The sequence below is a fragment of the Kutzneria sp. NPDC052558 genome (assembly GCF_044547355.1).
Lineage (GTDB): Bacteria > Actinomycetota > Actinomycetes > Mycobacteriales > Pseudonocardiaceae > Kutzneria.
On record NZ_JBIUAG010000023.1, the window covers coordinates 88,769 to 101,099 of the forward strand.

At 72.2% G+C, this 12,331-nt stretch carries 8 protein-coding genes; 3 read left to right on the plus strand and 5 right to left on the minus strand.

Annotation, left to right across the window (positions count from 1 at the left end; all coding sequences use genetic code 11):
- Positions 1-76 precede the first annotated feature (76 nt).
- Positions 77-1,105 (plus strand): chitinase, encoded by a 1,029-nt coding sequence (locus tag ACIG5F_RS33660; protein WP_396523965.1) that lies wholly within the window; start codon positions 77-79, stop codon positions 1,103-1,105.
- On the opposite strand, the gene ACIG5F_RS33665 is transcribed toward ACIG5F_RS33660, so the two are convergent.
- A complete protein-coding gene (locus ACIG5F_RS33665) occupies positions 1,102-1,878 on the minus strand; it encodes a VOC family protein (RefSeq protein ID WP_396523966.1) in 777 nt (258 codons plus the stop codon). The two genes, ACIG5F_RS33660 and ACIG5F_RS33665, sit on opposite strands and share 4 nt — an antisense overlap.
- A gap of 197 nt (positions 1,879-2,075) precedes the next feature.
- On the opposite strand from ACIG5F_RS33665, the gene ACIG5F_RS33670 reads away from it, so the two are divergent.
- Positions 2,076-5,258 (plus strand): ATP-dependent helicase, encoded by a 3,183-nt coding sequence (locus ACIG5F_RS33670; RefSeq protein WP_396523967.1) that lies wholly within the window; start codon positions 2,076-2,078, stop codon positions 5,256-5,258.
- Here ACIG5F_RS33670 and ACIG5F_RS33675 read toward each other — a convergent pair.
- Positions 5,243-6,442, minus strand: coding sequence for a helix-turn-helix domain-containing protein (locus ACIG5F_RS33675; RefSeq protein WP_396523968.1), 1,200 nt, complete (start codon positions 6,440-6,442; stop codon positions 5,243-5,245). The two genes, ACIG5F_RS33670 and ACIG5F_RS33675, sit on opposite strands and share 16 nt — an antisense overlap.
- A 1-nt stretch (position 6,443) precedes the next feature.
- A complete protein-coding gene (locus ACIG5F_RS33680; protein ID WP_396523969.1) occupies positions 6,444-7,637 on the minus strand; it encodes a YncE family protein in 1,194 nt (397 codons plus the stop codon).
- A gap of 158 nt (positions 7,638-7,795) precedes the next feature.
- On the opposite strand from ACIG5F_RS33680, the gene ACIG5F_RS33685 reads away from it, so the two are divergent.
- Positions 7,796-11,224 (plus strand): ATP-dependent helicase, encoded by a 3,429-nt coding sequence (locus ACIG5F_RS33685; RefSeq protein ID WP_396524025.1) that lies wholly within the window; start codon positions 7,796-7,798, stop codon positions 11,222-11,224.
- Here ACIG5F_RS33685 and ACIG5F_RS33690 read toward each other — a convergent pair.
- Together ACIG5F_RS33690 and ACIG5F_RS33695 are read right to left on the minus strand one after the other, a co-directional pair.
- Positions 11,221-11,775: a hypothetical protein gene (locus ACIG5F_RS33690; RefSeq protein ID WP_396523970.1), complete on the minus strand. Its 555-nt coding sequence runs from the start codon at positions 11,773-11,775 to the stop codon at positions 11,221-11,223. The two genes, ACIG5F_RS33685 and ACIG5F_RS33690, sit on opposite strands and share 4 nt — an antisense overlap.
- A 72-nt stretch (positions 11,776-11,847) precedes the next feature.
- Positions 11,848-12,216: a MauE/DoxX family redox-associated membrane protein gene (locus ACIG5F_RS33695; protein WP_396523971.1), complete on the minus strand. Its 369-nt coding sequence runs from the start codon at positions 12,214-12,216 to the stop codon at positions 11,848-11,850.
- Positions 12,217-12,331: the final 115 nt, after the last annotated feature.

A 12,331-nucleotide genomic window follows, 5' to 3' on the forward strand; every position in this document is an offset into this window, starting at 1 on the left:
GCCGGGAGGTGAACCGGGCCGGGAATTGGTGCGTACCAATTTCCGACCCGGTCTCACTGTCCCTGGAGGATCCCCGATGACCATTCCCCCCGCCCGCCGCAAGGCGCTGATGGTCGGCGGAGTGATGGCCGCCGCCGTGGTGGTCGGCATGGGCGCGGTGTTCGGCGCCAGTTCGCACGACGCCAACGCCGCCGCCAACAACCCGGCCCGGCCGGCCGCGGCCGCGGCGATCACCGTCGCGCCGTACGTGGACATGGGGCTGTCCGCCGACAAGCTGAGCCAGTTCGCCAGCGCCAGCGGCATCAAGTCGTTCAGCCTCGCCTTCGTCAACTCCGCGGCCGGCTGCAAGGCCAGCTGGTTCAACGCCCACGCCATCTCCGAGGGCTTCGGCCTGGCCCAGATCAACCAGCTGCGGGCGGCCGGCGGCGACGTGAAGGTGTCCTTCGGCGGGGCCACCGGCACCGAGCTCGCGCTGGCGTGCGCCAACGTCAGCCAGCTCGCCGCCCAGTACAGCTCGGTGGTCAAGGAGTACAAGCTCACCCACATCGACATGGACGTGGAGGGCGCGGCCGTGGCCGACAAGGCCTCCATCGACCGCCGCTCGCAGGCGTTGGCCATGGTGCAGAAGCAGAATCCCGGCCTGAAGGTGTCGCTGACCCTGCCGGTGCTGCCGACCGGCCTGGACGCCAACGGCCTCAACGTGGTCAAGTCGGCCAAGGCCGCCGGCGTGGCGCTGGACGTCGTCAACATCATGGCGATGGACTTCGGCACCGCCGAGAAGGACATGGGCGCGCGGGTGATCCAGTCCGCGCAGAGCACCGAGAAGCAGCTCAAGACCGTCTTCACCGGACTGTCCGACGCGCAGGCGTTCAAGATGCTCGGCATCACCCCCATGCTCGGCGTCAACGACACCCAGACCGAGGTCTTCAGCGTCGCCAACGCCAAGGCAGTGGTGAACTTCGCCAACCAGCAGCACGTCGGCTACCTCGGCTACTGGGAGCAGAGCCGCGACGCCAACGCCTGCAACGGCGCGCTGTTCCAGTGCACCAACGTGCCGCAGAAGGCCTTCGACTTCGCCAAGGTGTTCGCCGGCTTCAAGGGTTAGTCGTCGAACGGGTCGTCCGCGACCGAGCCGTACTCCGACTCGTCGGAGTCGTCCGGGTCGAGCAGCGCGAACCTCGTGCCCAGCGGGTCGGCGAACACCGCCACCCGGCCCAGCGCCGAGGAGTACGGCTTGAACCGCAGCCGGGCCCCGAGCCGGCGGGCCCGGTCGACGGACGCCTCGAAGCCCAGGTCCGGGTCGACCGCGAACTGGGCGATCCACCGGGCCGGCACGTCCTCCGGCGTGTCCAGCGCCATCCGCACGCGGGCGAGGACCGAGTCCTCGCCCGCGTACCACACCATGTGGTCGAAGCGGCGGCCGTCGCCGAACTGCTTCTGGCCGTAGTCGAAGACCGCGCCGAAGAACCGGTCGGCCAGGGTCGCCCGCCAGGTGACCAGTTCGGCCCAGGCCAGCGAACCCGGCACGCCCACGGTGAAGTGATGGCCCTCGTCGCACTGGCACAGGCCGACCGCGGTTCCGGTCGGATCGAGCAGGATTGCCTTGTCTCCGTTGCGATCCCGCAGTCGGCCGCCGTATCGGGCGGCCAGCCGCGAGGTCGTGTCTATGTCGGGGGTGGCCAGGTACGGGGTCCAGCCCAGCGCGGGTTCGGCGGTCTTGCGCAGTCCGGCCACCGGCTCGCCGTACAGCGTCGCGGTGTCGCCGTCGAACTCCCAGCCGAAAAGGCGGCCGTAGAAGCGCTTGGTGGTGTCGGGGTCGGGTGTGGCGATCTCAAGCCAGCACGGGCTGCCGAGGACCGGCTTCGTGATGACGGACATGGGGTCGCCTCCTCAAGGTGTCGAAGGAGTGGCCGCCTTGAGTATCTCATTACCAACCCTTTACCTACAACCTCACGACGCCGCCCCTGACGCTTGGAAGGGGGCTTTCCTCCACTCCGAGTGGAGGAAAGCCCCCTTCCAAGCTCGACGGGGGCTGGTTGCGCGGGACTGTCAGACTCGCGTGCTTTGATCGATCCGTGGCACGCAGAAGCACTCCACTCGCCTTGGTGCGCCGGCCGGCACAACCGCCGCCCCGGCCGCGGTGGGGCGCGACCGCCCGTCGGGTCATCGAGCACGAGGGCGGTCCGCTCCGGCTGATCGGCGGCCCGGGCACGGGCAAGACGACGCTGCTGGCCGGCGTCGCGGCCGACCGCGTCCTGAACACGGGCGTGGACCCGGAGAGCATTCTCGTGCTGACCTCCAGCCGGAAGGCCGCGGTGGCGCTGCGGTCGCAGATCACCCGCCTGCTCAAGGATCAAGGCCCCTCGCGCACCGCCCGTGAGCCCTTGGTCCGCACCGTCCACTCCTACGCCTTCGCGGTGCTGCGCCTGGTGTCCATTCGGGAGGGTCTGCCGCCGCCCCGGCTGTTGGCCGGCCCCGATCAGGACGCGATGGTGCGCGACCTGCTCGCCGGGGACATCGACGACGGCGCGGCCTACTGGCCGGACAGCCTGCGGCCGGCGCTCGGCATTCCGGGCTTCGCCGGGGAACTGCGCGATCTCATCCTCCGCGCGGCCGAACGCGGTCAGGGGCCTGAGGATCTGCTCCGTCTCGGTCGCGAGCAGAGCGTGCCGGAATGGGTCGCGGCGGGCCGGTTCTGGCGTCAGTACGAGGAGGTCACGCTGCTGGCCGGCAGCGAGGCGCAGGAGTCGGCGGCGCCGGCCTACGACGCCGCCGAGCTGGTCTCCAGCGCCCTGCTGGCCTTCGACCTCGACGCGCAGCTGCTGGCCGACGAGCGCGCCCGGGTCCGGCACCTGCTCGTCGACGACGCCCAGCATCTCGACCACCAGCAGTTCGCGCTGGTCAGGGCGCTGGGCGCGGCGGCCCACGAGTTCATCGTGGCCGGCGACCCGGACCAGGCGATCTTCTCCTTCCGGGGCGCGGATCCCACGCTGTTCACCGACCACGACGACGGCCCGCTCGAAGTGCTGAAGGTCGATCACCGGATGGCGCCGGAGATCCGCAAGGCGGTCGGCCGCCTGCACGCCCGGCTGCCGGGAGCCGGCCCGCAGCGGGAACTGCTCGCCCGTGAGGACGAGGACCGTGGCAGCGTGCAGATCCGGCTGCTCGCCTCGGCGGCCCAGGAGGCGACCTGGATCGGCGACCAGCTCCGCCGCGCGCACCTGCTGGACGAGGTGCCGTGGTCGGAGATGGCGGTGCTGGTGCGGTCGACCGTGCACTCGCTTCCCGTGCTGCGTAGGGCACTTCTCGCCGCCGGCGTGCCGCTGGCGGTGCCGGTCGACGAGCTGCCGCTGGCCCAACTCCCGGCGGTGCGGCAGTTCCTGGTGCTGCTGCGGTGTGCCGACGACGCGTCCATGTTGGACCAGGACACCGCCGCGTATCTGCTCGAATCACAGCTCGGCGGCGCGGACACGTTGGCGCTGCGGCGATTGCGCCGGGGCCTGCGGCGGCTGGAGCTGGCCGCCGGCGGGGACCGCTCCAGCGGCGAGCTGCTGGTCGACGTGATCAACGACAACGACCTGCTGGTGGCCCTGGAGGACAGCGAGGCCGTCCCGGTGCGCCGGATCGGCACGTTGATCAGGACGTCCCGCGAGGCCATCGCCGCCGGCGCGAGCGTGGAACACGTGTTGTGGCAGCTGTGGAAGGACAGTGGCCTCGAACAGCGCTGGGCCGCGATGGCCACGCGGGGCGGCCCGACCGGCGCGCAGGCCGACCGCGACCTGGACGCCATCGTCGGCCTGTTCGACGCGGCCGCCCGCTACGTCGACCGGCTGCCCGCCGCCAGCGTCGCCGGCTTCGCCGATTACCTCACGGCGCAACAGATCGTCGGTGACTCGCTGGCCCCGACCGCGCCGCTGGGCGAGGCCGTCACGGTGATCACCGCGCACGCCGCGGCCGGTCGGGAGTGGACCGTCGTGGCCGTGCCGGGAGTGCAGGAGGGCAGCTGGCCGGATCTGCGCACTCGGGGCACTTTGCTTGGCGTGGAACGAATGCGGGACCTGCTCGACGGCGTCGACCCCGGCGACGTGGTGTCCGCGACCGCGCCGCTGCTGGCCGAGGAGCGCCGGCTGCTGATCGTCGCCACCGGCCGGGCCAAGCGCACGCTGCTGGTCAGCGCCGTGCGTGGGGAGGACGAGCAGCCGTCCCGGTTCCTCGACGAGTTGGAGGGCACCGCCGCCGATCCGGAGGCCGCCGTCCGGCCGGTGTTCACGCCGCCGCGCGGGCTGGTGCTGTCCGAGTTGGTCGGCGAGCTTCGCCGGGTCAGCTGCGACGCCGAGGCTGACCCGGCCAGCCGCCGCCGGGCCGCCGGACAGCTGGCCCGGCTCGCCGCCGCCGGGGTTCCCGGCGCCCATCCCGGTTCCTGGTACGGGCTGCCGGAGGTGTCCACCGACAGTCCCTTGTGGACGGACGAGGACACGGTCAGCGTGTCCCCGTCGACCATCGAGGTGCTGTCCAAGTGCCCGCTGCGCTGGATGGTCGAGCGGCACGGCGGCGAGGATCCGGCCCAGCTCGCCTCGATCACCGGCACCCTGGTGCACGCCCTGGCCCAGGCCGCCGCCAGCGGCGTGGACCGGCTCGAACTCCAGGTCCGGCTCGACCAGGCCTGGGCCGCGGTCGACGCCGGCGCCCCGTGGTTCTCCCGCCGCGAGCGCAACCGGGTGCAGAAGATGCTCGACACCTTCATGGCCTGGTTCAACCGCAGCCGGGCCGAGCTCACCCAGGTCGCGGTGGAGCGCGACCTGTCCATCGAGGTCCCCAAACAGGCCGACGGCCCCTGGCTGCGGGTGCGCGGCCGCGTCGACCGCCTCGAAGTCGACGACCAGGGCCGGCCCGTGGTCGTCGACATCAAGACCGGCAAGCAGCCCGTCAGCCGGGACGACGCCCAGGAGCATCCGCAGCTCGCCGTCTACCAGCTGGCCACCCAGCTGGGCGCGTTCGAGGAGCTCGGCCTCGGCGAGGACCCAGGCGGCGCCCGGCTGCTCTACGTCTCCAAGGAGGACAAGAAGACCGGGGCCACGGAACGGGTGCAGGCCCCGCTGGACCCGGACTCGTCCAAGGTGTGGCTGGCCACGGTCCAGGAGGCCGCGTCCTCCTGCGTCGGGCCGGAGTACACCGCTAGGGAGAGCCCGGACTGCCCGCGCTGCCCGGCGCGGACGTCCTGCCCGCTGCACGAATCGGGGCGTCAGGTGGGGGAGTGATGGATACGACGCGATGACTGCGGCGGCGACGCCGCTTCGGAGGTGGCCCAGGCCGCGGTCGTGCGCAGCCAGGTGTCCACGGCCCAGCGCCAGCGCAGGGCCTCGGCCAGGGAGCCCTCGGGCGGGGTGAAGCCGGTGAGCTCGCCCAGGCGCCGCAGGCGGTGCTTCACGGTGTTGGGGTGCACGTGTAGCGCCAGCGCGGTGGCGTCGACACGGCCGCCGTGGTCGAGGTAGGTCAGCGCGGTGGACGCCAGCAGCCGGTGGAACTCGTCGGTGCCGGCGAGGCCGGCCAGCAGATCGTCGGCGAGCATCCGGCCCAGGGCCGGGAAGCTGTCGGTGACCAGGTCGACGGCCAGCTCGGTCAGGCGCAGCGGCCCGACCAGGCCGCGGCAGCGCCCGGTCTGGAGGGCGGCCCGGCAGGCCTGGTAGGCCGCGCCGAGGTCCTTGGGCAGCACCGGGGGCGTGACGACGACGAGCACGTCGGCCACCGACGTGAGGTCGGGCAGCTGCACGGCGACGCCGCACACCAGGCCGTCCACGGTGACGCAGAAGGTCTCGGCCAGCGCCGCCTCGGCGCGGCGGGCCTGGCGCGGGTCGCTCACGTCGGCCAGTACCACGTGGTAGTGCCGGTCCTCGGCCAGTCCGGTGTTGACCACGCCGGTGACCGGGCCGCCCTTGAGCAGTTCGCGCAGCGCCTGCACGCGGGCGGCCTGGGCGGTGCGGGCCAGCCGGAGCTCGGTCTCCCGGTAGGCCTCGACCAGGCGGTTCTGGAGCTTGTTGGCGTAGCCGTCCAGTTCGAGCAGCGCCGCCACGAAGTCGTCGGCGAGCATCTCGTGCTGGCGCAGGCGGCCGCCGAGCTCGCGCAGCACGTGCGCGCGCCCGGTCTGGAAGCCGGCGAGCAGCGCGGACAGCGGCACGCCCTGGAGCGCCCGGTCGGTGGCGAGGCGGTCGGCGACCTCCACGCCAAGGCCGGTGGAGTCGATGAAGGCGGCCGACGCCACGCCCAGCAGGGCGGCGATGTGCCGGCGCACCTCGCCGACCGGGAGCGCGGCCACCTGGGGCGACTGCGCGCGCACCTCGGTCACGACGCCGTCGAGCACGTCCGGGTCCGCCCGCATCTGCTCCATGATGCGGCGCAGCGTGGCGCGCCCCGCCGTCTCCTCGGCCATGATCACCTCGGTCACCTCAGGACAGCGATCCGAGCACGGCCGGGTCGACCTTCGACACGCGCTCACGTTGGGGGAACGTGCCGACGGGCACCCGAGCGACTTCGGCGCCGGTGCGGTAGTCGATCACCGACACCGCGTTGGCCTGGCTCAGCGACACGTAGCAGTAGTTGCCGTTGGCGCTGGTCTGGCCCCAGTAGGGCAGGCTGCCGGTCGGGTAGTTGACGAACGCCTTGTCCACCAGGCCGTCGGTGCTCACCAGGGCCACGTAGTCGTCGATGGTGCCGACGTCGCACAGCGTGCTGCCGTCGCCGGACAGGGCCAGCCCGTGGTGGGCCGAGTTCTTCGGGTAGTCGTCCGGCTTGAGCGACTTGGCGTGTTCGCTGAAGGGCTGGTTGACCGTGGCCACGATCTTGCCGGCGTTCAGGTCGTACTTGACGAAGCCGTTGAGGTAGGACAGCTGCGCGTAGAAGGTGTTGCCGTCCGGCGCGATCAGGTTGGGCCGGATGCCGTGCGGGAACGTCCAGGTCTTGACTACCTGGAGCGTGGTGGTGTCGATCTTGGTCAGCTGGAACGCGCCCTTGGCCCACTCCAGCGACTGCGGCAGCGAGATGGTGCCGATGCTGGAGTTGTAGACGTACCGGCCGTCGGCCGAGTAGTCGTTCTGGTGCGGGTAGGCGCCGGTCGGGGCCGAGCCGACGATCGCGCCGGTCGCGGTGTCGATGAACTGCGCCTTGTTGGCGGTGGTGGCCGACACCACGAACCGGGTGCCGTCCGGGGACAGCGCCGCGTGGTCGGCGTGGAAGCCCTCCAGCCGGGTGTGCCACAGCTCCCGCTTGGTGGCCACGTCGAAGGCGGCCACGTCGTCGAGGTTGCCGCGGGAGACGATCAGCCGGCGGCCGTCGGGCGTCAGGGCCAGGTCGTCGACGAACCGGTCGCCGCCCTCGATGCCCTTCACCGTCTCATAGCCGATCCGCTGGATCGGGTCCATCTCGTTGATCCGCTGCTGCAGGTCGGGAATGACGTTGAAGCTGCCGAGGTTGGCGAAGCCGTTCTCGTCGATGAAGCTCACCGAGCCGGTCTGGCTGTTGCCCACGAGCAGGACGTCGCGGAGCGCGGTGACGTGCGGTGTGGTGGGGCTGGCGGCGGCCGCGGGAGCGGCCGCTGTGGCCGCGGCAACCGCGGCGGCCAGCAGGATGCGCACGGTCGGCATCGGCCTAGTCTGGGTTAAATCGGTGTGACCCAGATAGGCGCGTCCGGACCAATGTGAAACTTCTTCATTGTCGTTCGCCGACAACGGCTGCCCCGATCGGCCGACGGCGGGTCCGTTTCGGTCCCCGAGGTCCCACGACCTAGCGTGGTCACGTGCAACTGGTCAGCCCGCAGGAGGTGTCGGCCGCGCTCGGCCTGCCACCGCCCACGGACGAGCAGGCCGCGGTGGTCGCGGCCCCGGCGCAGCCGGCGCTGGTGGTCGCCGGCGCGGGCGCGGGCAAGACCGAGACGATGGCCGCCCGCGTGGTCTGGCTGGTGGCCAACGGCCTGGTCACCCCGGACCGGGTGCTCGGCCTGACCTTCACCCGCAAGGCCGCCCGCCAGCTGGGCGAACGCGTCCGGGCCCGGCTGCGCCGGCTGGCCGGCTCCGGCCTGCTGGACCGGCTCGACCCCGGCGGCGACCGGCGGGCCCTGGTGCTGGCGACCGAGCCGACCGTGCTCACCTATCACGCCTACGCCGGCCGCCTGGTCGGCGAGCACGGCCTGCGCCTGCCGGTCGAGCCCGGCGCCCGGCTGCTGACCGGCACCGCGTCCTGGCAGCTCGCGCACCGCGTGGTGGCGACGTGGACCGAGGACCTGGACACCGACAAGGTGCCGGCCACCATCACCGGCTACCTGCTGGCGCTGGCCGGCGAGCTCGCCGAGCACCTCGTCGAGCCGGACAAGATCCGGCAGCACGCCGAGTGGCTCCAGCGGGCCATCGAGTCCGCGCCCAAGGGGCCGCGCCAACGGGCCGAGCTGCCCACGACGCTGCGGGAGATCATCGCCGCGCAGCGGTTCCGGGTCGCCATGCTGCCCCTGCTCGACGCGTACCAGCTGCGCAAACGCAAGGAGGCGGCGCTCGACTTCGCCGACCAGATGGCGTTGGCCGCCCAGCTGGCCAGCGGCTTCCCCGAGGTCGCGGCGGGCGAGCGGGCCCGGTACGGGGCCGTGCTGCTCGACGAGTACCAGGACACCGGGCACGCCCAGCGGGTGCTGCTGCGTTCGCTGTTCGGCCAGGGCGAGCCGATGCCGGTGACCGCCGTTGGCGATCCCGCACAAGCGATCTACGGCTGGCGCGGGGCCAGCGCGGCCAACCTGCCCCGGTTCACCACCGACTTCCCGCTGACCGATTTCCCTGGGGCCGACAAGCGCCCGGCCCCGAAATACGGCCTGCTGACCAGCTTCCGCAACCCGCCGGAAGTCCTGGCCGTGGCCAACGCCCTGTCCGGGCCGCTGCGCGCCGCCGGTCTCGACGTCGACGAGCTGCGGGCCAAGCCCGGCGCGACACCCGGCGACGTGCACTGCGCGCTACTGCCCGACGTGCGCACCGAGGTCACCTGGTTCGCCGACGAACTAGCCGGCCGTTGGGAAGCCCAGTACGACGCCACCGGCAAGCCGCCGACGGCTGCCGTGCTGGTGCGCCGCCGGGCCGACATGGGGGCCATCGCCCATGCCCTGCGTGAACGCGGCCTGCCGGTCGAGGTCGTCGGCCTCGGCGGGCTGCTGGACGAGCCCGAGGTGCGCGATCTCGTCAGCGCCCTTCGAGTGCTCATCGAACCCCTCGCCGGCACCGCCGCCGCCCGTCTGCTGACCGGCTCACGCTGGCGGCTCGGCGCCGCCGACGTCGCCGCGCTGTGGGACCGGGCCGGCCAACTGGCCGGCCGGCAGCGGCCCAGCAGCGGCGACGATCCGTTGGCGGCGATCACCGACGCGCTGCCCGGTGAGCACGCCGAGCAGGCCGGACTGGTCGACGCCATCGACGACCCCGGCGAACCCGAGAACTACTCGGAGGCCGGCTACAAGCGGATTCGCCGGCTGGGCAACGAGTTGGCCATGCTGCGCCGCCGGCAGGACCAGCCCCTGCCCGACCTCGTCGCCGACGTGGAACGCACCCTGCTGCTCGACATCGAGGCCACCGCCCGTCCCGGCCGGGTCGGCCGGGCCCATCTCGACGCCTTCGCCGACGTCGTCGCCGACTACGCCTCCGCCAGCCCGTCGGCCACCCTGCCGTCGCTGCTGGACTACCTGCGCACCGCCGAGAACGCCGAGGACGGGCTGGAACCCGGCGAGGTCGAGGTGGCCGAGGACCGGGTGCAGATCCTCACCATGCACGCCGCGAAGGGCCTGGAGTGGGAGATCGTCGTGGTGCCGCACGTGGTCCGCAACGTCTTCCCCGGGCCGCGCAAGTCGTCGTCGTGGCTGAAGAACATCACCGAGCTGCCGGCCGATCTCCGTGGCGACAGCCAGGACCTGCCCAGGCTCAACCTCGCCGGCGCCTCGAACCGCAAGGAGGTCGAAGAGGCGATCGCCATCCACAACGAGGAGTTCGAGGAGCGACGCCTCGTCGAGGAGCGGCGGCTCTGCTACGTCGCGCTGACCCGTTCCGAGCGAGTCCTGCTCGTGTCCGGCCACTGGTGGGGCGAGACCGGCGAGAAACCCCGTGGCCCCTCGGAGTTCCTGGACGAGGTGCACGCCGTGCTCACCGACGGCGACCGCCCGCCCGGCATGGTCGACGAGTGGGCACCCGCTCCGGCCGAGGACGAGGCCAACCCCCTCATGGCCGATGTCCGCACCGCCCGCTGGCCCGTCGACCCCCTGGCAACGCGGCGGGAAGCCGTCGCCGAGGGAGCCATGATGGTGCTTTCCGCACTGGCCGAGTTGACGGACCCCGACGCCGCCGCGGCCAGGAAAGCCGAAGCGGCCAGGGAAACCGGCACGGCCGGAGCAGCCGAGGTGATCACGGCGGCCGGGGCGGAGGCGCTCGAAGCAGTCGAGCCGGCCGAAGGAGACGACGCGGCGGAGGAAGCCGAGGAGCCCGTTGGCGAGGGTGACGTCGAGCCCGAGACGTTCGAGGACGATGCGGATCCCGAGGGGTGGGCCGCTGATGTCGATGTGCTGCTGGCCGAGCGGGAGGCGGCGCGGAGTCGGCGTGAGCTGGTGGCGTTGCCGGACCAGTTGACGGTGAGTCAGCTGGTGGAGTTGGCCGACGACCCGGACGCGTTGGCGCGGCGGTTGCGGCGGCCGTTGCCGTTTCCGCCGAATCCGTTGGCGCGCAGGGGCACGGCGTTTCACACCTGGCTGGAGCAGCGGTTCAAGTCCAACCGGCTGTTCGACATCGACGAACTGCCGGGGGCGGCGGACGACACGGCCGGGCAGGAGACCGACGCGGACCTGGCCCGGCTGCGGGCGGCGTTCCTGGCCAGCCAGTGGGCGGACCGGGTGCCCGTCGACGTGGAGGTGGCGTTCGAGACCGAGGTCGACGGCGTGGCGATCCGGGGCCGCATGGACGCGGTCTACGCGGACCCGGACGGGGGCTGGACGGTCGTCGACTGGAAGACCGGCGCGGTGCCGGACGAGGACAAGCTGCCGGCGTTGTCGGTGCAGCTGGCCGCCTACCGGCTGGCCTGGGCGGCGCTGAAGAACGTGCCGGTGACCAAGGTCCGGGCCGCCTTCCATTACATCCGCCACGACCACACGCTGCGCCCGACCGACCTGCTCGACGCCGACGGCCTCAAACTCCTCCTCAGCACCGTCCCCCGCGCCTAGGGGTGTTGGTCGGCGCCGTCCCAGTGTTGGAGGAGCACGGCGCCGGGGGCGGTGACGTGGGCGTAGAGGACTTCGAGCAGCCAGCGGCTGAACGGGGAGGGGCCGAACTCGCTGGCGCGGTCCTCGGGGGCGACCTCGACCCGGGCGGGCCCCTCGTCGCCGGCCCGGACCAGGCCGACGCCGTAGTAGTCGAGCTCGATGAGCGGCCACGGGTCGTAGTCCGGGCTCTCGGGCACCAGCACGGCGCACGGAGCGAGCGTCATCAGCGTCCCGCAGGCCTCCAGGGCCTGCTCGACGGTCGACTCGGTGACCAGGATGCCGATCAGCTCGATCGCCGACACCGGCACCACGTCGTGGAACGCCGGCTCGAACCACGAGTGGAACCAGGACGGGTCCGGGGCCGGCGGCCAGCCGTTCTCGGTGCGCCAGCGGTGCACGTCCGCGCGCAGCCGAACCACCGCCGACACTCGTTGACCGAGCACGGCCACATCCGAGATCACCGTGCCCTGCCATCCCAGGGCGGACACAGCGTGCTGGGTTCGCGACTGCACGCGATCATCCTATGGTCAGGGTCGCCGCGGCGACAGGGTCTTGCAGATGGCCAATTGCAGGAAACATACGGCTCAGGCGGCCGAACGGCTCACCCGAAGCGCCCAGATCACCAAGGGAACCTGGAGCGGAAGGCGGGCGACAGTGGCCAACTGCTGGCCACGGGACCGGCCGCGGGCGTCCACGGCCATCTTGATGTTGGCCGGGAAGACCGCCGTGAACAGGGCGGCCGCGGCCAGCCCGCCCAGCCGCCGGGTGCGCGGCGCGGCGACCGCGGCGGCCACCGCCAGCTCGGCCACGCCGGACACATACGTCCAGGTCCGGGCGCTGCCCGGCAGGGCCGTCGGCACGATCCGGTCGTAGGGCTTCGGATAGGCGAAATGGGTCACGCCCGCGGCCGCCAACAGGGCGGCCAGCGCGAGCGCCGGACGGGGGGAGGTCATGGACCGAGAGTGGCACGCCGGATCCCTTCGCGGCGAGGTGAAGCGGGTCTCAGCAGGTCGAACCGGATATTGTGGGGAAGTTACCACGGTGTGCCCATGATCGGTTGAAAACTAA